General features: G+C 35.7%; 19 protein-coding genes. 5 read left to right on the forward strand and 14 right to left on the reverse strand.

Annotated elements, in window-relative coordinates; genetic code table 11:
• The first annotated feature begins 271 nt into the window (after window positions 1-271).
• Window positions 272-3,121 carry a glycoside hydrolase family 3 C-terminal domain-containing protein gene (locus tag BUB90_RS12655; protein WP_073288291.1) on the forward strand — a complete coding sequence of 950 codons (2,850 nt, stop codon included), beginning with the start codon at window positions 272-274 and terminating at the stop codon, window positions 3,119-3,121.
• 85 nt (window positions 3,122-3,206) lie between these two features.
• Here the strand turns inward: BUB90_RS12655 and BUB90_RS12660 are convergent, their stop codons facing one another.
• The gene (locus tag BUB90_RS12660; protein ID WP_073288293.1) at window positions 3,207-3,614 is read right to left on the reverse strand and encodes a hypothetical protein; all 408 of its coding nucleotides are present in this window, start codon (window positions 3,612-3,614) and stop codon (window positions 3,207-3,209) included.
• 8 nt (window positions 3,615-3,622) lie between these two features.
• Complete coding sequence (locus BUB90_RS12665; RefSeq protein WP_073288296.1) at window positions 3,623-6,937, reverse strand: cellulose binding domain-containing protein; 3,315 nt, start codon at window positions 6,935-6,937, stop codon at window positions 3,623-3,625.
• 291 nt (window positions 6,938-7,228) lie between these two features.
• Between BUB90_RS12665 and dpsA the strand changes: the two genes are divergently transcribed.
• Together dpsA and BUB90_RS12675 are read left to right on the forward strand one after the other, a co-directional pair.
• Window positions 7,229-8,113, forward strand: coding sequence for a dipicolinate synthase subunit DpsA (dpsA, locus tag BUB90_RS12670; RefSeq protein ID WP_073288298.1), 885 nt, complete (start codon window positions 7,229-7,231; stop codon window positions 8,111-8,113).
• Window positions 8,110-8,697, forward strand: a complete 588-nt coding sequence (locus tag BUB90_RS12675) for a dipicolinate synthase subunit B (RefSeq protein ID WP_073288301.1) — start codon at window positions 8,110-8,112, stop codon at window positions 8,695-8,697. Before dpsA ends, BUB90_RS12675 begins: the two co-directional genes overlap by 4 nt.
• Window positions 8,698-9,082: 385 nt before the next feature.
• Here BUB90_RS12675 and BUB90_RS12680 read toward each other — a convergent pair whose 3' ends face one another.
• Together BUB90_RS12680 and BUB90_RS12685 are read right to left on the reverse strand one after the other, a co-directional pair.
• Window positions 9,083-10,861, reverse strand: coding sequence for an ABC transporter ATP-binding protein (locus BUB90_RS12680; protein ID WP_084139242.1), 1,779 nt, complete (start codon window positions 10,859-10,861; stop codon window positions 9,083-9,085).
• Window positions 10,861-12,639 (reverse strand): ABC transporter ATP-binding protein, encoded by a 1,779-nt coding sequence (locus tag BUB90_RS12685; protein WP_073288303.1) that lies wholly within the window; start codon window positions 12,637-12,639, stop codon window positions 10,861-10,863. The genes BUB90_RS12680 and BUB90_RS12685 overlap by 1 nt, the downstream gene beginning before the upstream one ends.
• Window positions 12,640-12,883: 244 nt before the next feature.
• Between BUB90_RS12685 and BUB90_RS12690 the strand changes: the two genes are divergently transcribed.
• Window positions 12,884-13,750: a LysR family transcriptional regulator gene (locus BUB90_RS12690; protein WP_073288305.1), complete on the forward strand. Its 867-nt coding sequence runs from the start codon at window positions 12,884-12,886 to the stop codon at window positions 13,748-13,750.
• A 34-nt stretch (window positions 13,751-13,784) separates the two neighbouring features.
• On the opposite strand, the gene BUB90_RS12695 is transcribed toward BUB90_RS12690, so the two are convergent.
• Both BUB90_RS12695 and uxuA read right to left on the reverse strand, forming a co-directional pair.
• The gene (locus BUB90_RS12695; protein WP_073288307.1) at window positions 13,785-15,395 is read right to left on the reverse strand and encodes a mannitol dehydrogenase family protein; all 1,611 of its coding nucleotides are present in this window, start codon (window positions 15,393-15,395) and stop codon (window positions 13,785-13,787) included.
• Between the two features lie 2 nt (window positions 15,396-15,397).
• On the reverse strand, window positions 15,398-16,465 hold the full coding sequence (uxuA, locus tag BUB90_RS12700) for a mannonate dehydratase (RefSeq protein ID WP_073288622.1): 1,068 nt from the start codon (window positions 16,463-16,465) through the stop codon (window positions 15,398-15,400).
• A 155-nt stretch (window positions 16,466-16,620) separates the two neighbouring features.
• Between uxuA and BUB90_RS12705 the strand changes: the two genes are divergently transcribed.
• The gene (locus BUB90_RS12705) at window positions 16,621-17,496 is read left to right on the forward strand and encodes a helix-turn-helix domain-containing protein (RefSeq protein ID WP_073288309.1); all 876 of its coding nucleotides are present in this window, start codon (window positions 16,621-16,623) and stop codon (window positions 17,494-17,496) included.
• A gap of 47 nt (window positions 17,497-17,543) precedes the next feature.
• Here BUB90_RS12705 and BUB90_RS12710 read toward each other — a convergent pair whose 3' ends face one another.
• The 8 genes from BUB90_RS12710 to BUB90_RS12745 form a co-directional block, all read right to left on the reverse strand.
• A complete protein-coding gene (locus tag BUB90_RS12710; protein WP_084139243.1) occupies window positions 17,544-17,960 on the reverse strand; it encodes an NADPH-dependent FMN reductase family protein in 417 nt (138 codons plus the stop codon).
• Window positions 17,961-18,055: 95 nt separating this feature from the next.
• Window positions 18,056-18,301: an RDAC family protein gene (locus BUB90_RS12715; RefSeq protein WP_073288311.1), complete on the reverse strand. Its 246-nt coding sequence runs from the start codon at window positions 18,299-18,301 to the stop codon at window positions 18,056-18,058.
• 266 nt (window positions 18,302-18,567) lie between these two features.
• Window positions 18,568-19,308: a response regulator transcription factor gene (locus tag BUB90_RS12720; protein ID WP_084139244.1), complete on the reverse strand. Its 741-nt coding sequence runs from the start codon at window positions 19,306-19,308 to the stop codon at window positions 18,568-18,570.
• On the reverse strand, window positions 19,309-21,126 hold the full coding sequence (locus BUB90_RS12725) for a sensor histidine kinase (RefSeq protein WP_073288313.1): 1,818 nt from the start codon (window positions 21,124-21,126) through the stop codon (window positions 19,309-19,311). It lies immediately after the preceding gene.
• A 34-nt stretch (window positions 21,127-21,160) separates the two neighbouring features.
• Window positions 21,161-22,015, reverse strand: a complete 855-nt coding sequence (locus tag BUB90_RS12730; protein ID WP_073288315.1) for a carbohydrate ABC transporter permease — start codon at window positions 22,013-22,015, stop codon at window positions 21,161-21,163.
• An 11-nt stretch (window positions 22,016-22,026) separates the two neighbouring features.
• On the reverse strand, window positions 22,027-22,905 hold the full coding sequence (locus BUB90_RS12735) for a carbohydrate ABC transporter permease (protein ID WP_073288317.1): 879 nt from the start codon (window positions 22,903-22,905) through the stop codon (window positions 22,027-22,029).
• Between the two features lie 74 nt (window positions 22,906-22,979).
• Window positions 22,980-24,362, reverse strand: coding sequence for an ABC transporter substrate-binding protein (locus BUB90_RS12740; protein ID WP_073288319.1), 1,383 nt, complete (start codon window positions 24,360-24,362; stop codon window positions 22,980-22,982).
• A gap of 101 nt (window positions 24,363-24,463) precedes the next feature.
• Window positions 24,464-25,270, reverse strand: a complete 807-nt coding sequence (locus BUB90_RS12745; protein ID WP_073288321.1) for a pseudouridine synthase — start codon at window positions 25,268-25,270, stop codon at window positions 24,464-24,466.
• Between the last annotated feature and the right edge of the window lie 146 nt (window positions 25,271-25,416).

Here is a 25,416-nt window from a genome sequence, read left to right on the forward strand (position 1 = left end):
AACTTTTAGACTCGAGAAATTACTCCGTAATTTCCCTCGTTAACTTATGACTCCTCCGGAGCTACGGTCTTACACTTCGTGTAATCCCTAGAAGTAGCTTTGCTACTTCTCATAAGTTACATTATAACATAATCTACATAGTTATCCAATATTCTATCCATCACTGATTTTCACTACTAAACGCCTCCAATAAACACACACGATAGGGAATGTCCAAGTACTACTTTTGTCGTTATAATAAACCTATAACTAAGTATTGGAGGGTTACTACATGATTGAACATAATAACTACAAAGACAGTCCTTTATGGGATAGTTCCTTACCTCTTGAGAAACGTCTTGACTATCTTGTTGCAAACTTAACACTAGAGGAAAAACTTCACTGCTTAACTACTGGTTGTCCTACCATACCTCGTCTAGGAATCACACAGTTCTATCTTGGCGGTGAAGCGGCACATGGGATTGAGGCTCGTCATGATCAAGCTTTTAATAAGGGAGCATGTATTCATACAACTGCTTTCCCGCAACCAATTGGTATGAGTGCAACCTGGGATACTGAATTACTAGAACGCATCGGCGAAAGCGTTGGTAATGAGGCTCGAGTGGTTTATCAGAAAGAACGAAACGGTAGACTCTGTTGTTGGGCACCAACCATTGATATGGAACGTGACCCTCGTTGGGGACGTACCGAAGAAGCTTATGGGGAAGATCCTTACTTAACTGGCAAGATGGCCAGTGCATATATTAAGGGTATGCGTGGTAAAGATCCTTTCTACATTCGTTGTGGAGCTTCCCTGAAGCACTTCTACGCGAACAATGTTGAGACAGATCGAATTAAAATCTCTTCTTCCATCGATCCTCGTAACAAACACGAATATTACCTAGAGCCATTCCGCCGTGCAGTTGTTGAAGGTAAAGCAGAAGCTATGATGACTGCCTATAATGAAATCAATGGTATACCATGTATCGTAAATGATGAAGTACAAACCATTGTTAAGGATCAATGGGGATTACAAGGTCATATCGTATGCGATGGTGCTGATATGCAACAAACGGTGAATGATCACAAGTACTTTAGCTCTCATGCTGAAACCATTGCATATGGTTTGAAGGCAGGAATCGATTGTTTTACAGATGATGAAACTGTTATTGTTGCTGCGGCTAGAGAAGCACTAGAACGTGGATTAATTACAATAGAAGATATCGACCGTGCTATCCGTCATTCCTTTGGTACAAGAATCCGTCTTGGAATCTATGATGCACTTCCAAGAAATCCATACGCGAACGTACCAGAAGATTTCTTATGTTGTGATGAACATTGTGCTTTAACACTTGAGGCCGCTACGAAATCCGTTGTTTTACTAAAGAATGAAAATGACTTACTACCACTTACCAAAGATACTACCGATAATATTGCCGTTATAGGACCACTTTCCGATGTTTGGTACAAAGATTGGTATTGTGGACAACCACCTTATGCTATCACTCCACTTGCAGGAATCAAAGATACTGCTAAGAATGCTACACTTCTTACTACAAATGGTTGTGATAAGATTCAATTGCAATACAAGGATTCTTATATCGGTTTAGATGAAAACAGCGGTCTAATTCTAACGGACAAAGAACATGCTAGCACCTTCCTCTATACGAATTGGGGCTTTGGTTCTAGTACACTTATTGATCTTAGTAACAATCTGTACGTTAGTATCGATGATGATACCAATAGAATTCGTGCAACGAAGAAAGAAGCCTTTGGTTGGTTCATCAAAGAAGCATTCGATCTTAAGCAACAAGAAGATGGAAGTTATTATATTGATACTTGGAACGATAAGCACGTGTATATTGATGAGAATAATACCTTTACTGCTAGAGAAGACATGGATTATAGCGCATTTACCATGCACATTATCGAAGATGGAATTAAGTCCGCAGTAGCTGCTGCTAAGAAAGCAGACAAAGCTATTGTATTCCTTGGAAGTAATCCAATGATTAATAGTAAAGAAGAGATCGACCGTACGGATATCATTCTTCCTCCTTATCAAGAAGAATTAATCAAATCAGTATATAATGCGAACCCGAATACCATCTTAGCTCTGATTACCAATTATCCTTATGCTATCAATTGGGAGCAGGAACATATTCCTGCTATTGTCTATAGTGCTTCTGGTAGTCAAGAACTTGGACATGCCATTGCAAGAGTACTCTTTGGAGAGACCTCTCCAGCTGGACGTCTGAATATGACTTGGTATACCGATATATCCTGTCTACCTGATATCAATGATTACGATATTATTAAAGGAAAGAGGACTTATCAATATTATGATGGCAAGGTATTATATCCATTTGGTTATGGACTTTCCTATACAGGCTTTACATATCGTGACTTACGTATCGAGCAACAAGATTTTGCTACTATTAAAGTAACTGCAACGATTACAAACACTGGTGCTACTTCTTCTGATGAAGTTGTTCAATTGTATGTTCATCAAGAAGATTCAAGAACTATTCGACCACAGAAAGGGTTGAAAGGCTTTTCTCGTATCCACCTAGCGCCAAATGAAAGCAAACAAGTAACTTTCACAGTTCCTACACGTGATTTACAATACTTTGACGTTGTCAATAATACCATGTTACTAGAAAGTGGTACATATCATTTCCTACTTGGTGCTTCTAGTGAAGATATTCGTTTGCAAGATACTCTCTATATTAGCAGCCAACCAATTGGAACGCGTAATATGAGCAAAACAACCGCTTTTGACCGTTATGATTGGTATGACAATGCCTATCTGCATGAGGGTCCTATGGGCTATACTTGTGTTCTGCCAAAGAATACAACTAAAACAATGGTCCTTACTTACAATGATGTAATGCTTTCTATGCCTAAGAACACTATTGTCATTAACTATCATGCAATAACGGATACAAAACTACAGGTTTTCTTCGGTGAACAGATCCTTATGGAACAAACACTAGAACATAACGATAACTTTAGAGAAGTACAATTTACATTTAGTGAATCATTACTACCTCTAAATACAATTTCTACATTGACTTTTAGCACTGAGGGCAATTGTAAACTTGGATATTATCAGTTTCAATATGTTATGGAAGAAATAAAGTAAATATAAATATTAAAAATGCATGCAACACCACGTAGCATGCATTTTTAATATTTTCATAAGGAAATTCATATATCTAATAACTATCCTAAATTCTATATTTTCTCCAAACTGATGAAAAGACCTTTACAAAGGCTTCTATTATTATTATATATATCGCAAATATTGCGATGGAAATAACTGTATATTCAAAATTATATTGAGGCTGTGCTTCATCTAAATTAATTCCCTCCAAGCCAATTCCATATAATCCCTTTCCATTATAAATAAAGACTAAGGCAATATATATGATATCCCCCAAAATCCAAAATTTGATATTACTTGCTATCCATAATTCTAAAATAATAATTAATAGTGTAAAGGATCCAAAGTAAAAAACTGTTGCTTCGTTACTTCTCGGGAAATAATTTGTTGCAATAGCAGGAAATATTATAAATTGCAACAAATATGTCAATACAAAAGCAATTACAGTAAACATAATTTTCTTGTTCTTCATCTTATCACCTACTCACCTTTTAAGGGCTCAAAATTATTATATGTAATTAAATAATAAGTTGGCTGCATATGAGGATGTGTCATTCCTCCGATAAATCCACCAGGAATAAAACCACTAGATGCCACAAATGAAGCCTTCGCGGTTGCATAAACACCATTTGTATCATATCCAGTCAATGGACCTGTACCACTTGCCATATTCGCTAGATTTTGCATCAAATAAGCTGGACTATAATTTACTTCTACATACTTGATTATCCCCCCTGTAACGTATACTTTACAAAATCTTAATAGTTTTACATTTTCTAATAAATTTTTAACTTCAGTACATCGCGTATCTGCACCAGCTTGTGTTGTGTGATACCTATTACCAATATTAACTTTTCCATCACTAGAGGTATCTATTTTATACAAATCCTCTCTACTACTTGCTATTTTCAAGAAAGAATTTATAGTTCTACTTGTTCCACCATCATTATTATAATCATAACCAAGCAACCATTCAAAAGTTCCTTCTTCTGCTGTGCCCAGCTTATTCTCATAACTGTCTTCTACACTAATTGTATACATTTTACCATATTTTTTAAATCCCCAGCCTTTAAGAGGTAAATGGGCAATCAAATCATCCGTGTTCATTACATTCATAATAGTCTTATAATTTTCCGCATTGCTATCAGTTGTGGTGTATGGTGCCGCAAATGTATAGGTATACGCCTTGTAGTCATTATCTTTTTCAAAATGTGCACCTAAAAGATTTGCGATTGCAGCTCCACGAGAATGTCCTGTAATAAGAATACTTTTATTTACTCCACTAGCATTTAATTCATGACGTTCAATATAATCTTCAAATTTTTCAAGGACTCTGTTAGTAGCAACATCAAATCCCTTATGATTACTTCTGTTTGTCCAATATGGATGTTCTGAACCTGTTGCTTTATAATACTCTGCTGTATTAGCACCTATATCAAAGTTACTAGACCATTCTGCATTTGAGCTGTTCGTACCTCTTACAGAGAGAATAATGATTTCTCTGGTCTCTCCAAGATACTCAACCGTTCGATGACCTACAACAAATTCAGTAACATCATCTTTATCAGTAGTATAATTCGCAGCACTAATCCTAATGTCTTCGACATCCTTTAATCCAAACAATTTACCAAAACTTGTGGCATTATCAGAACCGCCCACAACTCCGTTAGTTACTTCAATGTAATTTCCCGAATAGATATCAGATGCATATAATACTGATAATACGGAAAGGTCTTTCTTGTATGCTGTATTTTCATTAAAGAGGTCTCTGTAATCTACTGTAAAATCAACATTACAGGTTTTCTCTGTACCATCAATTGTATAGTGCATTTTCCCTTTGAATTCATTACTTGTACTTAAAGTGTCATTATCATCATCAATACCATCATAATCTGTATCTGTTAATACTGGATTAGATGTATAATTGTAAACTGTAACCGTAGTTTGATCTTCATATAAAGATTCTGGAATATCATAAGCCTTCAAGAATACTTCAAGAAATGTACTAAGATCTTTTTCTTCTGCTTCTCCGAGTTCCTCCTCATCAGTCAGTTCGTCACTATCAGAATTATATCCATCTGAGGACAGAGGTTGGTCCAGTTTTATACTTTGATAATCACTAAGAACAACCCTTGGTCCATCATTATCAGCTTGCACACTTGTAGAAAGCTTTGACGCAGAAGATATTGGTGTTGTATATTTATCAACAGGAATACCTAAATCATATAATAATATCTCAACATTAATTACAAAATAAATACCCGTTGAAACATTCGTCCATAATGTATGATCGTCCTTAAATGTATCACATGGTATAATATTCCCCTCATTATACCTACAAATCGTCAAAAGTTCCAAGTTTTCATTGGCAGATGAACAATCAAAATATAATCTTACATCTGCGTCTTCATTATAGTCTGTCGTAACCTGTACCTGTTTACCAATAGCGGCACGATTATCATTTAGAGCATAGACATCTTCTTCATCTAAATAAGCGTGACTATTGATATTATCTGAAACATTACCTTTAATAGATGGAATAACCTGCTTGTCATTCAGAAGTGACTCTTCAATTTTAGAAGCATCTAATTCCTGCTCAAAAGTTCTATCAGCATCTGGTGTCACTCCATCTGTAATAAAATTCAATGGATTCAGTCCTAATATGATTTCATTTCCATCAGTAATTCCGTCATTATCCGAATCATATTTTAGTGGATCAACTCCAAAAATATTTACTTCTTCACTATCAGTTAATCCATCATAATCACTATCACTTTTTGTAGAGTTTGTTCCTAATGTAACTTCTACTAAGTTTGTAAGACCATCTGCATCCGCATCCTCGCCTCCATCAAGAATTCCATTTTGATCCGAATCTTGCATTAAAGGTTCTGTCTCTGTTAGATAGATTTCCACATAATCGGACAAGCCATCACCGTCCGTATCTTCGAATGAGGAATCCGTCCCGAATAAGTCTTCCATGTAATTAGGAACACCATCCTTGTCGCTATCTATTTCTATATTCACATCTTCCTTATCTGAAGCTGTAACGTGGGAAAGTAAATAATATTGTGGTTCAATCGTTTTATCACCACCACCTCCACTAAATCCAAAAGATACTGTCTGTCCAGCAGCAATATTACTGTTATATCCCGTGTTCTTTATGACATAATGGTTTCCCTGATGAGAATCAATAACACCATCCCAAATATCTACAATTGTTCTATCAAAATCAAATTCTAGCGTCCACTCCTCTATTGTGGTGTTCGTTTTATTTGTGATTAATATCGTACCTATAAAACCATTTTCCCAGTCATTATCTAATCGATATTCAACAGAATAATCTTCTGTACTAGTTTCTATACTCTTATCTAGGATTTCGTACTTTGTAGGAAAACCCAGAAATTTTTCATATACGGCATAACCAAACTCTACACTTTCGCCAACAGCGATATCTCGATTCCAATCTGCATTTTTAATAATATATTGATTGGATTCATAACTATGTACTTGAGCATTCCAAATATCTGAAATTACATTGTAAGAATCATAACATATATACCAGTTATGAATAATGCTATCTCCAGTATTTTCAATCTTTACATTTGCATTATATCCACCTTCCCATTGTCCGACAAGAGAAAATGTTACTTTATAGTTTTCCGTCTCGTAAACAGACTCGGTTATTGTTCCCTCCCAAGTGCTTTTTTCCTCTGCATTTACATTCAAACCCACTGTACTTACACAAATTATAAGTACCATTAATAATGCCAATAATTTTTTTAGTCTCTCTTTCATTTTTATTCTCCTCCTATGCAACTAAACATATTGCCTTTTATGAATTTACATATTTTAACTTGTTTAATCATTTTATCATGTTTATTTACATTATTACAACTTTTTTACATTTTTTGTTTTTCTTTATTTTTACATATATACTTTTTTGCTAAACCACAGTATATATCAGGAAATATAAAGATACTTCTACCTATACAAAAAAGATTTTCCATTCTTCTAGAACAATTCACAACTTAATTCGTACCTCATATATTAATACATATATAAGGATTATATGAAATGGGGTAAAGCATGAAAGAGAATAACCGTATTGTATTCCTTGGTGGTGATTTGCGCCAATGCTATATGGTTCGCAAACTTGTTGCTAAGGGATATCTAGTAGCAACCTATGGTCTTGATATCGAAGGCCAATATGATTTAATTTACCGAGCTTCCTCGCTGAAATCCGCATTAAACTTTGGAAATATCGTTGTATGCCCTGTACCCGTATCTCATGATAAAGTAATGATTACAAGTGAGCAAAAATTAGAGGATTTAACAGTTGTGAACCTAATTAATAACCTGAATAGTAATCAAGTATTCTTTGGGGGTGTTGTATCTCCTAAGATTCAAGAAGCTTGTAATAGTAAACAGATTCCTTGGTATGATTTCATGCAGATGGAGCCCGTTAGTATCAAGAATGCGATTGCAACCGCTGAAGGAACCATAATCGAAGCCATTCGTCAAAGTACAATTAATCTTCATGGTAGTTCCTGTCTCGTCTTAGGCTATGGTCGATGCGCAAAGATATTAGCAGATAAATTGAAAGGCTTACAAGCCAATGTGACTATCTGTGCACGAAATGAAGAAGCGCTTGCTTATGCTGATGCACTGGGTTTTGAGACTCTACCTTTGAAGAAACTATCTGGTGCAATGAGTGAATACTCATTCCTATTCAATACCATACCGTATATGGTTATTGACGAACCAATTATTAAGCAGCTTAACAAGGAGGTAATTATTATAGATATTGCTTCAAAACCAGGTGGTACCGATTTTGAGGCATGTAAGCAATATGGTATACGCGCTTCTCTATGTCTTGGATTGCCTGGTAAATACGCTCCTGAAACTTCAGCTGATATTTTAAATAATGTTATATTATCCCATATCCTAACAAAGAAAGAAGTGATTCTATGACTCTATCAGGTCAAAATGTTGGAGTTGCGTTTACAGGCTCGTTTTGTATGCATGCAAAAGTTAAGGCCGCAGTAAAAGAGATTGTTGCCGCTGGTGCTAATGTTGTACCAATCTTCTCCTTCAACACACAGACAATTAATAGCCGTTTTGGTAATGCAGCTGATTATATGAAAGAAATTACCGAAATTACAGGAAATGATCCAGTTCTTACGATTGAAGATGCCGAACCTCTTGGTCCTAAGAATCTAGTTGATATTGTTGTTATAGCTCCATGTACAGGTAATACGTTAGCAAAACTTGCCAACGGAATTACGGATACACCTGTTTTAATGGCTGCGAAAGGACACATTCGTAATGGCAAACCATTAGTAATTTCCGTATCTACTAACGACGCCCTTGGAATGAACCTTAAGAATATTGGTGCCTTACTGAATGCAAAAAATATATATTTTGTTCCATTTGGTCAAGATGATTATGCTAAAAAACCGAATTCAATGGTTGCATATACAGAATTAATTTTACCAACACTTGAACTAGCACTAGAAGGGAAACAAATTCAACCTATAGTACGTTCCCCATTCTAACCAAGCAATTAGTAACCATACTAAAAACTTAAAAAGATAACTCCGATGTTTTGGTAATCGTTTTCTTATAAAAAGCCGGATTATACAGATTGTTATCAATCATACTATAATCTCGGCATACATATTTTTAATTCCAATTTCTTTCCCCTTAATAGAAGGGTAAACTGCACGTTTCATTTCTTTCTCAACGAATAAACATGGCTACGGTTCCTCCTGTATCTCTATCGCCAAGTCTATCTCCCTTTTCTCAAATTCTTCATCATCAGCTCTATAAGGTCACGTACCACCCCGCCTAAATCAATCGTTTTAGTGTAAGAAATATATACATAAAGCTAGAAAAAGAATATTCCTCTTCTAGCTTTTTACCTACCATAATATATTCATTTTATACCTGCTTAAACTGACTATTATATAACTTCGCATAGTAACCACCTCTTACAAGGAGTTCCTCATGGCTACCTTGTTCTATTATACGCCCCTTATCCATAACAAGGATACGATCCGCATCTTTGATTGTTGATAGTCTATGGGCAATGATAAAACTCGTTCTTCCTTCCATTAACTTCTTGAATGCCTTTTGTATATTGATTTCTGTACGAGTATCAATATTACTTGTTGCTTCATCAAGAATTAACATCGGTGGTTTCGTTAACATGATACGTGCAATACATAGTAGCTGTTTCTGACCCTGAGAGATATTATCTCCCTCTTCTGAGATGACTGTATCGTAGCCGTTTGGTAGACGTTTAATAAAGCTATGTGCATGAGCACCTTTTGCAGCAGCAATGATCTCGTCCATAGTAGCATTCTCTTTACCATAAGCAATATTCTCGCGAACCGTTCCATGGAATAACCAAGTCTCTTGCAATACCATACCATAATTGCGTCGAAGTTCTTCCCTAGACATGGTTTTGATGTCACGATTATCTACTTGAATGCTTCCACCATCTACATCGTAGAAACGCATTAGCAGATTAATGACTGTTGTCTTACCACAACCAGTTGGTCCCACTATCGCAATTCTTTGTCCTGGTTTTACCGCTAAGCTCCAATCTTCTATTAGAGATACTTCTTTATTATAGCTAAAGGATACCTTATCAAGGTCAACTTTACCAACTGTCGTTTTATTCGTACTACCTCCTTGTTCCTCTGGATCTACCTCAATCTCTTGATCAAGTAATGTGAATACCCTTCTAGCAGATGCAAATGCTGATTGCAGCTCTGCAACTACACCTGAAATCTCATTAAATGGTTTCGTATATTGGTTTGCATAAGTTAGAAAGCTTGACAACTGTCCAACAGAAAATGCTCCACCGATTACCGATAAGGCACCAATAATAGCAACAACTGCATATACTAATCCGTTTAAAAAACGGGTACAAGGATTCGTTAAGGAAGAATAAAACTGAGCCATTACACCACAATCGTATAATCTTTGATTGATTTCCTCAAACTTCTCTTGAGCACGATCCTCATAACAGAATGCAGTAACCACCTTCTGATTTCCAATTACCTCTTCAATATAACCACCGAGTTCACCACGTATGGAAGATTGTTCCTTAAACTTGTTATACGTACGCTTTGAGATAAAGGAGGCAACCACCATAGACAAAGGCGTCATAATAATTACTATGAGAGCAATCTTAAAATTAACAAATAACATAATAACCAAAGTACCAACAATCGTTATTACTCCCGTAAAGAGCTGTGCAAAACCTTGTAGCAGACCATCTGAAATCTGGTCTATATCATTAATCATAGTATTCATTATATTACCATGTGAGGTTCCATCTATATAGCGAAGTGGTACTTGAATTAATTTGTCAAAAGCTGCCATACGAAGGTCTCGTACGGATAAAAACGTAATCTTATTCGTACAATATGTCATGATCCATTGGAACACCGCACTGATTGCAATTGCCACCGCTATAACAATCAAGATGGATATCAACCTATTAAAATCTACGTTACCTTTACCTACAATCACATCAATAGCACGGCCGATCAATACAGGAATGAATAAGCTTACTACTACACTAATGAAGGCACTAATAAAGGCAAAGAATAGATAATTTCTATATGGTTTTGCATATTGTAAGATACGTGCTAAGACAGCAAATTGATTTTCTTTCTTCTCTATCGTATTCGAATTGTTATTTTCCATTATCTACGTACCTCCTCTTCACTTAGCTGTGATAAGCAGATTTCGCGGTATACTTCACAACGATCGAATAATTCATCATGAGTACCGATTCCTTTCACAATACCATCATCTAAAACAATAATCTTATCCGCATACTTAATCGAGTTTGCTCTTTGTGATACGATGAATACCGTCATTCCTTCGCAGTTTTCATGTATGGCCTTACGAAGCTTAGCATCAGTTGCGAAATCTAATGCACTTGCACTATCATCAAGAATTAAGACCTCAGGGCTACCCACCAATGCTCTTGCGATTGTCAATCTCTGTTTTTGTCCACCGGATAAATTCTTACCGCCTTGGGACACTACCTCGTTATATCCCTCTGGCTTACTTTCGATGAACTCCTCTGCTTGGGCAATCTTCGCAGCTTTGCGGATTTCTTCCAGAGTAGCATCTTCTTTTGCAAACCTCATATTCTCTAATATCGTCCCACCAAATAGTGCTGCCTTTTGGGGTACGATACCGAACTGTTTACGAAGAGCTTCTAAGCTATACTCTTTCACATCAACACCATCAATTAAGATGGAACCCTTTGATGTGTCATAGAATCGTGGCAGAAGATTCACTAATGTTGTTTTACCAGAACCCGTACCTCCTATGATACCAACGGTTTCGCCTCTTTGGATTTCTACTGTTAAATGTTCAAGCGAATACTCTTCATTCCCATGATAAGAAAAGGATACATCTTTAAACTGGATCTTTGGAACCGAGTTTGTAGTGTTATGAGCTTCTCCTATATTGGTTATATTACTATTGTTATCTACAGCATCACTTGCATAATTTCCTTCTATAACAGATGACTCTGTCTCGAAGATTTCATTTATTCTTGCTGCACTTGCGCTACCCTTTGTGAAGATGACAACTAAATTTGCTACTACTACTAACGCTAGAGAAATCTGCGTCATATAGTTAACAAACGCAATAATCTGTCCTTGTGTTAAACTTCCATTATCCACACGGAATCCGCCAAACCAGATGATTGCTATAATTGCGACATTTAATATAATAAATGTTGTTGGATTAAGAAATGCTGATAACTTTCCAACCCGAATGGCGATATCAGCCACTTCATCACTAGATTCATTAAAACGCTTCTTCTCATGTTCTTGTTTTGAGAAAGCACGAATTACTCTGGCACCAGATAGATTCTCTCTTGTAATTAAAGATACCTCATCAAGCTTAGTCTGACGTACTTTATAGAATGGTACCGAACGACTCATAACAAAATACAACACCGCAGATACAAGTGGAGCCACTACTATAAAGATAAGCCCTAGCTTTAAGTCAATCATCAATGCCATAACAGCTGCACCTATAACTAAGAAAGGTGCACGTATAACAAGACGAATTAGCATAGCTACAACCAATTGTATCTGATTCACATCATTTGTAATTCTTGTTATCAATGAATTCGTACCTAATTCATCAATTTCTTTATAGGACAGACTGTTGATGTGCCGGAATAAATCATTCCTAAGTTTTGTACCCACTCCTTGCGAAGCAAGTGCCGCACTATATTGGCATATCAAAGCAAATACTAAACCTAATACGCCAAGTAAAATCATGACACCACCCATCTTAAGAACATATGATTTATCGCCATTTGCGATACCTTTGTCAATTATACTTGCCATAACAAGCGGAACAATCAGTTCGAAGATGGCTTCTAATAACTTAAAGAATGGTCCGATTATAACTTGTTTCTTAAAACTCTTTAAGTAACGTGCTAACTTTTTCATGCATCTACTCCTCCTATGTATTGATTGGATTCTGGTGTCAAAGGTCCTTTTTCTTTGTGATGAATACTTGGAAATATTTATTCAACGTTATTTAAGACTTTTAACTCTCGAATCTTATATTGCATTAATACGCACTCTTTACTATAATATCATAGTAGAAAGTATATGAGAAATATTTAATTAGTATACTTTCCATATGATATTGATATGACTTAGATATCATTTTTATAGAAAGAGGCCACTTATGAATATAAAGCAATTACAATATTTCTTAACTGTTGCTGAAGCAGGGAGTATCACTGCCGCCGCCAAGCGATTACATATCTCACAACCTCCTCTAAGCAACCAGATGCAACTACTAGAAAAGGAACTTGGAACAAAGCTGTTCGAGAGAGGTTCTAGAAAAATTACGTTGACTTATGCGGGACAGATTCTCTATCACAGAGCACAGACTATTGTTGATCTCTCCAGTGCCGCCATACGAGAAATTACAGATTTGGGTACTGGATTACAAGGAACAATTCACCTTGGAACGATATCTTCTTGTGGTGTTGTTCTACTGGACAGACATTTAAAACATTTTCATAATCAATATCCAGATGTTAATTTTGAATTATATGAGGGAAATACTTTTCAATTGTTAGAGAAATTAAAGATGGGAACGATCGAGATTGCTATTGTTCGCACACCGTTTCATGAAGAAGGTTTCCACTGCGTTTACCTAGAAGAAGAGCCTATGGTTGCGGTAGGAACGAAAGAATATCTAGGAAATTCGACAGATGATAAGATTGGATTAGAACAATTAACTGACGTTCCACTTATCTATTATCGTAGATTTGAGAATCTGCTAATGAATTCCTTTCGAGACGCTTCCCTCGTTCCGAAAGTATATTGTAAGAATGATGACGCCAGAACATCTCTTATGTGGGCGGCGGCTGGTTTGGGCGTAGCAATCATACCGCGTTCCATTACACCTGCTATCCCAGATCCTAATCTTATCAATAAGATTATTGATGTTCCTACTCTTTATACAAAAATCGCCGCCATATATCGAAAAGATCTCTATCTCTCCAATATCGGGCAGCGATTTATTCAGATGTTTGAATCGTAATTGTTAACAAATGATTAACAAGCAGTAAGCTTACTTATACGTATTTCTTCAAAGTATCACGGACTGCCCCCACACCTTTTGTCAATTCTTTCAGATAGTTACAAACCTTGTTTGCTACCCCCACTTCATATAAGTCCACACCAAAGATTTGTTTCATCTTAAGTAGTGGTGCAACAGCTGTTTCAACCTCTTGCTCTTGTTCTAATCTAAGACCTGCTACGTATGGGCATACGGTATCTAATAGTGGGTCAGGGCTCAGTTCATAAGTATTTCCTGCATCATCGATTGCCATCAGATAACGCAGCCACCCCGCAAGAACCAATGGAATTAGTTTCAGTTCTTTGACATCTAGATTAGCTGATGCTTGGTATGCTATGATAGTCTCACCAAAACGTATAGCTAGTTTTTGAGAAGTGTCGGTAGCAATACGTTGTGGGGTATCAGGCATAAAAGGATTCGGTACTCGAACATTCAATACGGTATCAATAAATTCTTTTGGGTCCAATACAACTGGATTTGTGACTACCGGAAGACCTTCTACATAACCAATGGTCTCTACTAGTTTCTTCAGCTCGGTATCCTTCATTTCATCAGAAATCTTCTGATATCCTAACAGACATCCAAAGACTGCAAGCGCAGTGTGTAGTGGGTTCAGACAGGTACATACCTTCATCTTTTCTACTTTATCTACCGTTTCTCTAGTAGTGAACACAAGTCCTCCCTTTTCTAGTTCTGGTCTCCCGTTAGGAAATGTATCTTCAATAACTAGATACTCACATTCTTCAGCATTTACGAATGGAGCCACGTATGTATTCTTAGTAGTGATAATAGGCTCAAGTTCTTCAACACCATCTTTTTTCAGAATTTCTTCTATAGAAGCATCTGGTCTTGGCGTAATTTTATCAATCATCGTCCATGGGAAGCTAACTTTATCTACGGAATTGATATAAGTCACAAAACCTTTATCCACTTTACCATTCTCTTCCCATCTCTTAGCAAAGGTGTTAATAGCATCATATAACTTATCACCATTATGAGAACAATTGTCCATGCTTATCATAGCCACCGGCTTCTCACCTGATTGAAACCTAGTGTACAATAAGCTTGCAACTTTTCCGATGTAGCTTTTTGACATGTCCGGTCCATTCTTAAAGTCTGCTTCCACATCAAGAAGTAACTCTCCTTTTCCATTCACCAGGCTATATCCCTTCTCTGTGATCGTAAAGGTAACCATCTGTAGAGAGTCCTTGGTAAAGATTTCTCTCAGACGACAAAAGTCCGTTTCATCTTCAGAATCTGCTTTCAGAGATTCTACTATACTTCCTACTACTGTCTTATCTATCTCTCCATTAGCTTTTAAGGTAACAAGTATACTATAATTATCGTGAGGTTGATTCATCTTCTCTATGATTTCATAATCGAATCCTTCTGCGACCACAAGGCCACGATCTATAACACCTTCATTCAATAGATTCTGAACTACATTTGCTTGAAAAGCTCGAAAGATATTTCCTGAACCAAAATGTACCCAGAATGGCTTTTCTTTCGTTTCTGTAGTTACTTTCTCTCTATCAAACCTAGGAAGGGTATACCCTGCCTCCTCCCAAAGTTTTGTATCTGCAAGTCCCCGTGTAGTTAATTTCATGATTATCTGGCTCCTTTCTCGATTGCTTCCCATAAACCATTCAGGTAGGTTGCCCCAAGAGCACGGTCATAAAGTCCATAACCTGGCATCGCCACTTCTCCCCATATCATTCGTCCATGATCCGGACGAATTGGTCCTTCAAATCCAATCTCGTATAGAGCTTTCATAATTTCATACATATCAAACGTACCATCAGAAGAAAGGTGTGCTGCTTCTTCAAAATCTGTTGGAGAGTTGAATCTCAGATTACGTACATGGGCGAAATGAATTCTTCCCTTTAGTGAACGAATCATATCTGGCAAATCATTTTCCAGATTCGTTCCATAAGAACCAGAACAAAACGTCACACCGTTATGGGGGTTATCTACCATCTGCATCATACGGAGAATGTTTTTCTTATTAATGATAATGCGTGGCAAGCCGAATACACTCCAAGCTGGATCGTCAGGATGAATTGCCATGTTGATATTATACTTATCACAAACCGGCATAATTCGTTCCAAGAAATATTTCAAATTTTTAAATAATTTTTCATCATCGATATCTTTGTACATATCGAATAACTCTTTAACATGCTCCATTCGTTCCGGTTCCCAGCCTGGCATTATAGTTCCATTCGTATCACCTGCAATGGATTCGAATATCTTTTCAGGATTCAGTGCATCCACTGCTTCCTGATTATAAGCAAGTACAGTGGAGCCATCTGGACGCTTTCTTGCTAATTCCGTTCTCGTCCAGTCAAAGACTGGCATGAAGTTGTAGCATACCAGATGGATATCTTCCTGTCCTAAATGTTTAAGAGTCGCAATATAGTTATCAATATAACTGTCACGATTTGCTCCACCAGTTTTAATCTCTTCGTGTACGTTAACACTTTCAATCCCAGCAATATAGAGCCCTGAAGCTTCTACTTCTGCCTTCATTTCTCTGATTCTTTCTCTACTCCATACTTCTCCCGGTGCTGAATCATACAAGGTGGTGATTACCCCTTTCACTCCAGGAATCTGGCGTATTTTCTGTAGTGTCACAGTATCAAATTGGGGTCCATACCATCTAAGTGTCATCTCCATAGTTTTCATACCTTCCTCTTCTGAAACATGTTGTTTCAATTTCATTATTCTATTATAAAAAAGATACGGGAAAAATCCATTGATGAGATTGTTGTATACATTGCAAAAATTGCGGTTTTATGATAATGTGAAGTTAATAAAGGAGCAAATCTACTATGAAGAAAAACATTCAAACTGCATTTAATACTAGGCAATATATGCTAGCTAAGGATTTCGAAATCTACTATTACAATGATCAAAACCTCGCCAAAGTAAATCTTCATACGCATGATTATTATGAATTTTATTTCTTTCTAGAAGGGGATGTAAGTATTCAAATTGGAGACAAAGAATATCCAGTACAATTCGGGGATATTATGCTGATTCCTCCTCATCGACCTCATCGACCAATCATTCATAATATGAAGACTCCTTACCGCAGGTTTGTATTCTGGATTAGTGAGGAATACTGTAATCATCTGCTTCATATCTCTCCGGATTATGTTTTTTTGATGCAGTATGTACAGGTAAATAAATCGTATATTTTTCACAATGATCAGATTTCCTTTAATGCCGTACAATCTAAAGTTCTAAGACTTATTGAGGAGATGCAGTCTGATCGTTTTGGTCGGAATGCACAGATTACCCTATGTGTCAATGATTTAGTACTGTATCTAAATCGGATGATTCATGAAAGAAATAACTTGAAATCTAGAAATGAAGAAAGTTCGCTATATCAGCGGCTAACAGATTATATTGAGGACCATCTAGAGGAGCCTCTATCTCTTGAAAAGTTGGCAGAAGAATTCTATGTAAGCAAATATCACATTGCCCATGTGTTTAAGGACAACCTAGGGTTGTCCATTCATCAATATATAACAAAAAAGCGACTTGCACTTTGTAAAGAAGCGATTCTAGGGAAAATGAGTATCAAAGAAACGTATCAGACATTTGGATTCGGTGATTATTCTAGCTTTTACCGAGCATTCAAGAAAGAATATGGGATTTCACCTAAAGATTTTAAAGATATGCAAATTGTAAAATATGATTAAAAGGAGCCAATTTAAGCACTTTTTTGGCTCCCCCTATCTATTTCACATTATTTAGTCACGTATTTTCTTGCAAAGGAAGCCACACCATTCACTTCCTCTGCATTCGGATGATTATGATTCTTAAAGAAAAATGCACGACCAAGACATGTATAAACCTCTTCTTCTACGGCAATTCCTTGACTCCCAACCTTATCAATTAATGTTTGATATTGATTCGTACCAAAACCACTTGCAGAAAACAAAACCAACTTCTTAATCTTATCTGACGTAAACTTTTCTATATAAGTAAGGACATCAGGTGCTACTCCTCCACCATAGATACTTGCACCAAAGAACAATACATCAACTTCTTGATTTGTATCAAAGGACTCTAGTTCTTGTGGAATTACTCCGATTGCTTCGCCAATTGCCCGAGCTAATTTTTTATTATTTCGTTTACTTTTATAAATTACTGCATACTTCATTATTTATTTCTCCCCTTCATCTCTAATTTTTTAAATAACTACAAAACCCCTTTTAATGACGTCAAACCTATCAATATATTTATTCTATGTTGATATTATCCAGTAATCCAAAAAGACATCTTATCCTCACTATATGCAATCTTACATCTATTTTCTTCAAAATATCGATTCAATTCAGTATATAAGTCCTCATACTTCCCTTCACAAGCACAATTTCCCATTGGTTCAATCCACATAGATTGACGTCCACAAGCATCTCTTAAATGAATCCTAAAATGTAATCCAAGTTCCTCAAGTCTATGGTTCAATTCTATGATTTCATTAAAAGATATTATATTCATATCGTCCACCTCGCAATGTATTCTATGAACTTAATATAGCACGAATCATAACAATCAGCAACTACTCTATCTTTAATAAAACGAGTTGAGATTTCGAAACTCTTCCTAATGTAGACTTCCACTAATTGTTTAAGAGGATTAGGGTGTCAGAGCGTGTGGCGAATAAACTATGGTTTGCATCACATACTGATTTATAAATTGTGCAAATTGACGAACCAAAACATAAAATGAGCTTTTGACACCCTAATCCTAGAGTTTAACAAACATTAATCCATATACAATCCTTTTTTATACTCAGAAGGAGAAATTCCTTTGATTTTTTTAAATACTTTTGAGAAATATTTTTCATCATTAAATCCGATCTTGTAAGCAATCTCATAGGTCTTAAAATAATTCTGTCTTAAATACATACAAGCATGATTAACTCTAACTTCATTCAAATAATCCACGAAGCCACACTTTAATTCTTGATTAAATAAAGTAGAAAGGTATCCCGCTGATATCGATACCTTATCTGCAACTTGTTGTAGTGTTAAGTTGTTGTAGTAATTTTCGTTAATATATTCTTTCGCTTGACTTACTACAGGATTAAGTCCTGTATCCTTCTCATCTTCTATGTTTTTAAGTGGATATGATAACTCATCAGCATACTCAGTCAGCATCTTTAGTATATCCGATGACCTTACAGGTTTTAGTACATAGTCCTTCGCTCCTAGACGTAATGCTTGTTGGGCATATTTGAATTCATCATACCCGCTTAGAATGATGGTTATTGGAGACAATCCCGCTAGCTTCATCTCCTTCATCACCTCAAGTCCCGTTTTAACCGGCATCTGAACATCCAAAAGAACAATATCAGGCCGATATTTTAATATCTGTTCAATCGTCTCTTGTCCATTCTCTGCTAACAGGATCTTATTAAAACGATCTGTATGTAGTTTGACGTATTTGCTTATTCCATTTCTAATCACATCTTCATCATCTGCAATTAATAATTTAATATCCATTTAGTCAACCTCTTTACCTTCATATGGTATAATAATACTAACAGTGGTTCCTTTTCCAACTTCACTTTTAATTTGAAAACTAAAGTCTTCTCGATATTTTAGTTCAAGTCGTTCTCTTACATTCTTAATGGCATAGTGCCCAATTCTTTGGCTTGCATATCTTTTTGAATCCTCTACATTCCATATTTCATTCAGTTGTTCTTTTGACATACCTTTTCCTGTATCGCATATTCGAAATTCTATATATACCTTTTCTTTCTCTATCATAACTCCTTCCACAGTCAGCATACATTTCGTTCCGCTATTCTCAAATCCATGTACAATAGCATTCTCAATGAAGGGTTGTAAAATCAACTTAGGAATTAATGCATTCTCAATATTAGGATCTATACATATCTGATAATCAAGCTTTTTAGAAAAGCGCATTTTTTGAATATGCAGATAGGTTTCAATCAAATTCTCTTCCTCTTTCACTGTTATAATACCTTTTCCCTGTCCAAGTACTAGACGAAAAAGGTTTGACAAAGCTAATATATCCTCTCCGATCTCTTCATTATCACAATCGATTGCTCTCCAATAAAGCGCATCTAACGTATTATATAGAAAATGTGGGTTTATCTGAGCTTGTAGCGCATTCAACTCACTTTCTTTCTCGTGCAGTGCCATGACATAGTTCGTATCGATAAGTGTCTTAATATCTTCTACCATGATATTAAAACACTCTGCCACTACTCCTAATTCATCTTGGGTATTCACTGGTATCTTTTGCGTAAAGTCTCCCTTTCTGAATTTTCCCATGGCTACTGTTAATTGATTCAACGGTTTTGTTATAACATTTGATATAAATATAAAAATTGGGCACAGCCCTATTAATAACACAGCAAGTAAAATTAAGGGTGTACTGACAGATTGTCTTAACAAGTCATTAAAACCAATCCTAGGTACTACTTTACAGAAAATAAAATTATTCTTTTCTTTCTGAGCCCAAAGCACTGTATAATCAGGTAATTCAACAACACCTTTGAGTCCTTTTTTCTTCCAGCTCAAATCCTTCGTCAAGAATGTTGTAACCCCTCTATCATGATTCCCATATTCCAGTAACTCTTCCCCGTCGGGATTTAAGATGAGAACTCCTTCTTCCTTAGTTTGTACTGCATTCTTACACAACTCATAGAATTTATCAGAGGAAGCTCCTATTACTAAAAAACCTAACTTCTTTTTCTTAGCCAGATCAAATATTTCTCGATAAAGAACAATCTTATCGGAACGATTCGCTTGATAAATGGATTTTGTATCTTTCTTTGCGAACTGCCATAAGACCGCTCCTTTAACTTCAACTGCACTCTGATACATCTCTGAATTACGTAAGCTTTCTATATCACTAACATAAGACGATGAATCTAAACACCTAAGATAAGGATTTACTCCATTCTCAGGATATATGGCAATTGTCTTTATGTACCCCTTTAATGCAATCATATCTAAAACAATATTCATTGGTGCTTCATCTAACCATAATTGAAAATTCTTGTTTAATTCCTCGGAATTCGTACTTTTTAATATCCTAATTATGTCTTCGTTAACACATAAATAAGTACATATATTCTGCATATCATTCCGAAGGACTTCTATACTATCTTCTAAACTTTGCACGGTCTGTTCCTGTGCTATGTATCTCGTTCTCTGTGTTTGATCATAATTTCTAACTACTAACAATACACTGATTATTAATAATATTGGTGTAATAACCAAATAACTATAAAACACTAACTTTTTTCGTATATTCATATGGTTCATAATTGTTTTAACATGCTTCATATTGGGTCCCTCGCAACAATTTTATTTGTTTAGATCAACCTTTGACAGCTCCCATAGCTACCCCTTTTGTGATATGTTTATTCAATAAGATATATACGATAACTGCTGGTGCCGCCGTTAATGCCATAACCGCGAACTGAACTGCATAATTAGATGAATATTGACCTGTGAATTCCAATACTGAAAACGGAAGTGTCTTCCAGGTTTGTGAACTTAGATATGTACTTGCCATTATGAATTCATTCCAGTTATTTAAGAATGTCATAATACAAACAGTTGCAATAGAAGGCTTTAATAATGGTGTAATTATCTGAAAAACAATTCGATATATACCACATGCGTCCATAACTGCTGCTTCTTCCAATTCCACTGGTACGCCGCCTAAAAATCCCGTCATCAAAAACATCGCTTGCGGTAATGAAAATGCAACATAAGGTATCAACAATGCCCATATTGTATCTGTTAATCCCAATATACTATATATTTTATAATTAGGCAATAAGGTTGTATGAATAGGAATCATCATTCCAAGGAGCAATAAAGTCATAACTAAATTGCTAAGTTTCCATTTCATTCTTTTACAAGCAAATGCAGCCATAATTGAGATAAATACTACAAAGAAAACAGCCAAGCCATTAATTAAAAAACTATTCTTTAGATAGTGTAAAAAATGTCCATCTATAAAAGCCTTCACATAGTTTCCCCATTGAATCTTCTTAGGTATTACTAGTAAGCCTGTGGTAAACATTTCATTGCTACTTGCTAACGAAAAGTTAATTAACCATACAAGTGGAAAGATTTGAATAACTGCTACTAAAATTAATATAACCCATAACACAACTCTGCCAATATGTACACTGTCATTATTCTTTCTATTCTTTTTACTCAATTCAACACCCCCTATGCAACTTCTTTTTTATCCGCAAATAATTTATTCAGACACACGGTAACAATCAGACAGATTATAATAAATACAATACCAATCGAATTACCATATCCATATTTGAATGCCTTAAATGCCTGTTTGTATAAATAGTTAGCGGCAAATTGTGTACTGTTTCCAGGACCACCATTGGTTAGAAGATAAACGGTTTCCATCTGTTTTAGGGCAGATATAATTGCCATAGTAACATTAATCTGAATGACTGGTTTCATAAGTGGTAAGGTTATTTGTAAAAAGGTAGTTTTACCATTAGCACCATCTATCGAAGCAGCTTCGTATAGTACAGGGTCAATATTCTTAATACCAGTATAATAAATTAACATTCCCCAGCCAAAACCGTGCCATATCAATACAATCAATACTGACCATATAGCTAAATCTGTGCTAAACCAATTAATTTTACCTGTATAACCAAACATCTTAAGAAAATTATTCAATAATCCAAAATCAGGATTGTATACAAATTTCCATAGATACGCGATTACTGCTACTGATATAACATTAGGGATAAAGTAAATGCAGCGAAAAATCCCTTCTGCCTTTCCCTGTAATTTATCTAAAACAGCAGCTACGATAATTGCAATGGGATGCTGAATTACAATAAATCCAATTGCAAGAAATAATGAATTCAATAATGATTTATGAAATACTTGATCCATCATTAACTGTTTATAGTTATCCATTCCAATAAAAGTCGCTTTACCCATACCGGAGTAATCAGTAAATCCATAATAAACGCTTAATGCTATCGGTGCTAGAATTGCAAATACGAATACAAGAATTCCCGGGATAACAAGGCTGAATATAACTAGTTTATTACTATATAATCGTTTCATACGCTTTCCTTTCTAAAATAGCTACCTTTCCTTGTGAAAAAGTAGCTATTTTATGCAACTCTATGTATTTGCTCTTATTTACATGCTTTACCTATACTCGCAAGGAAGTCTTCTACACTTATTGAACCGTTAGATACACTTTGAATTTCACTCTCTATAGAAGCCTTAAAAGTGGAAGGTCCACAGTCGTTTACAGGTGTACCTGACACGCTTGTCGCTTTATTAACGATGTCTAGAATCTGTAATTGCAACTCAGTTTCATTACCTGTCATATATGCTGATTGATCTTGTGCTGACATACCAACACCATTTACCCATCCATATTTTGATAATTTATCTGGTTGATACATATAATTTAAGAATTTAATTGCTTCTTCTTTCACCTCTGAATCAGCTGAAACAGCGTAGCCGCCACCATTCCATGCTGCAATATCAGTATTTTTTCCAACTCCTTCAGCTACTGTTGGCATAGTAAATACTCTTATATTGTTTCTAATCTCTTCAGGGATATCTGCATTCAAAGCCATTGAAGCTTCCCAACTTCCCATATAAAACATAGCTGCTTGGCCGTTAGTGAATAAGTTCATTGCAGTTCCATAATCTTGTGAATCATATCCTGTTTGGAATAAACCTGCCTTTGCAGAATCTGCAAGGATTTGAGTTGCCTTAGTAAACACAGGATCAGAAAAATCTCCGTTCGCAATCGCATCTGATACGATTTGGCTACAATCTCCATTGATCTTTACCATAAGATCGGTTAGGTAAATAGCCATTGGCCATCCATCTCCACCATCCATCGCTACTGGTGTAAGTCCTGCTCCATTAATCTTATCAGCTAAGGCAAGAAGTTCATCATAGGTTTGTGGTACACTCCATCCATTATCTTCAAACATCTTTTGATTATAGTAAAAGAACATAACATCCGTGTTTCTTGGAAGTCCGTATAATTTACCATCTTTCTTAAAACCTTCTAAAGAACCAGATACAAATCCATAATCTGCATAATCCGCTTCTGATAACTCAGCTAAGATTCCAGCATCAAGTACTTCGTCTAAGAAAGAAGGCTGTCCCCAGATACTTACTACATCTGGCATTCCGTCCATTGCATACGCTTTAAACTTAGTTTTATATGCTTCTTCATCTAGTGCTTCCACTTCTATCTTAACATTCTGATTTTCTTTCATATATTCATCAATAATCGTCTGTTCTACAAGTCCCTGACCATTTTTTCGATCAGGCAAATTGGAGAATAGTTTTAAAGTTACTGGTTCAGCAGTAATATCAGCTGTTGCATCTTCTTTTGTTGCATCATCGGAAGAAGCAGTATCCGCAGTATTTTCTGTATTCGCTACTGCTTTATTATTATCTGCTTTATCTTTTGATTTCGAACCACACCCCATTACTCCAAGTGCTAGCATTGCTGTTACAAGCAATAATGATACTATCTTTCTTTTCATAATAAATACCTCCCATATTTAACTTTAATATTAACAAATAATTACTCTCCGGAAAGTAAGTTCTTTTGTTATAGTTAAATATTAACATTCTATTATTATAATTAATAGTTATCTATTTTCATAAAAGGTGTAATATTTTCGACTTCCTTTCTTGTTAACACTCTATAGTCTCCTGGCTGCAATTTCTCATCCAGTTCTAATTCACCAATTTGGAATCGCTTCAGATAGATCACATAGCAACCAATAGCCTTCAACATTCTCTTCACTTGATGCTTCTTTCCCTCTGTGATCGTTATATATCCGGATGTCACCATCTGTAGATACGTATTATTTTTCATGTTCTTCGAATCGTACGTATAGGAAGGGATCTGTTCTTCCAATTCTTCATATCTACCACTTCGTATGATTTCTATCTTCGCTGGACAAGTGGTATTATCATCCTCTCCGATTGAAATACCATTCTCTAATAGCGTCTTCTTGTCCTCCGTAATGGTACCTAGGCACCAGAAGAAATACTTCTTGGAAACATGATGGTTCGGATGCATCAATTGATGGTCAAATTCTCCATCGTTTGTAAGCAACAACAAACCTTCCGTATCTTTATCTAATCTACCTACCGGAAATAATCCCTTACTATCCTCTTTCGTAAAGTAATCCATAACTGTCTTGTGTTTCTCATCTATCTTTGCTGTAATACAACCCGCTGGTTTATTGAACATAATATAACGTTTACCGGGATATACAATCACTTCATCCTTATATCTAATCTGGTCTACCTTCACGGTAATCTCTATCGCTGGGTCATATACTAACTCACCATTAACCGAAATCAATCCATCTATTATTAAGTTTCTTACTTCTTTTCTCGAGCCTACATATGACTCTGCTAAGTATTTATCTAATCTCATTGTTTAATCCTTTTCTTTATCTATTATAAAACTTATCTTATCATAACAAAATCCAACTTGATGTCAAGTTTTAACTAAACTTAACAATTAGCAACTATTACACTTTACATTCATATGATTAAATAAGGTATGGTACAATCGTATGG

The sequence above is a fragment of the Anaerosporobacter mobilis DSM 15930 genome, from assembly GCF_900142955.1.
Lineage (GTDB): Bacteria > Bacillota > Clostridia > Lachnospirales > Lachnospiraceae > Anaerosporobacter > Anaerosporobacter mobilis.

Bases quoted from the DNA above. Each gene is read 5' to 3' on its own strand.
- BUB90_RS12720 (WP_084139244.1), bottom strand. From the start codon at position 19,308: ATGGATATTAAATTATTAATTGCAGATGATGAAGATGTGATTAGAAAT.
- BUB90_RS12675 (WP_073288301.1), top strand. From the start codon at position 8,110: ATGACTCTATCAGGTCAAAATGTTGGAGTTGCGTTTACAGGCTCGTTT.
- BUB90_RS12735 (WP_073288317.1), bottom strand. From the start codon at position 22,905: ATGAAACGATTATATAGTAATAAACTAGTTATATTCAGCCTTGTTATC.
- dpsA (WP_073288298.1), top strand. From the start codon at position 7,229: ATGAAAGAGAATAACCGTATTGTATTCCTTGGTGGTGATTTGCGCCAA.
- BUB90_RS12695 (WP_073288307.1), bottom strand. From the start codon at position 15,395: ATGAAATTAACTACACGGGGACTTGCAGATACAAAACTTTGGGAGGAG.
- uxuA (WP_073288622.1), bottom strand. From the start codon at position 16,465: ATGGAGATGACACTTAGATGGTATGGACCCCAATTTGATACTGTGACA.
- BUB90_RS12725 (WP_073288313.1), bottom strand. From the start codon at position 21,126: ATGAAGCATGTTAAAACAATTATGAACCATATGAATATACGAAAAAAG.
- BUB90_RS12655 (WP_073288291.1), top strand. From the start codon at position 272: ATGATTGAACATAATAACTACAAAGACAGTCCTTTATGGGATAGTTCC.
- BUB90_RS12685 (WP_073288303.1), bottom strand. From the start codon at position 12,639: ATGAAAAAGTTAGCACGTTACTTAAAGAGTTTTAAGAAACAAGTTATA.
- BUB90_RS12705 (WP_073288309.1), top strand. From the start codon at position 16,621: ATGAAGAAAAACATTCAAACTGCATTTAATACTAGGCAATATATGCTA.
- BUB90_RS12740 (WP_073288319.1), bottom strand. From the start codon at position 24,362: ATGAAAAGAAAGATAGTATCATTATTGCTTGTAACAGCAATGCTAGCA.
- BUB90_RS12715 (WP_073288311.1), bottom strand. From the start codon at position 18,301: ATGAATATAATATCTTTTAATGAAATCATAGAATTGAACCATAGACTT.
- BUB90_RS12660 (WP_073288293.1), bottom strand. From the start codon at position 3,614: ATGAAGAACAAGAAAATTATGTTTACTGTAATTGCTTTTGTATTGACA.
- BUB90_RS12745 (WP_073288321.1), bottom strand. From the start codon at position 25,270: ATGAGATTAGATAAATACTTAGCAGAGTCATATGTAGGCTCGAGAAAA.
- BUB90_RS12690 (WP_073288305.1), top strand. From the start codon at position 12,884: ATGAATATAAAGCAATTACAATATTTCTTAACTGTTGCTGAAGCAGGG.
- BUB90_RS12710 (WP_084139243.1), bottom strand. From the start codon at position 17,960: ATGAAGTATGCAGTAATTTATAAAAGTAAACGAAATAATAAAAAATTA.
- BUB90_RS12665 (WP_073288296.1), bottom strand. From the start codon at position 6,937: ATGAAAGAGAGACTAAAAAAATTATTGGCATTATTAATGGTACTTATA.
- BUB90_RS12680 (WP_084139242.1), bottom strand. From the start codon at position 10,861: ATGGAAAATAACAATTCGAATACGATAGAGAAGAAAGAAAATCAATTT.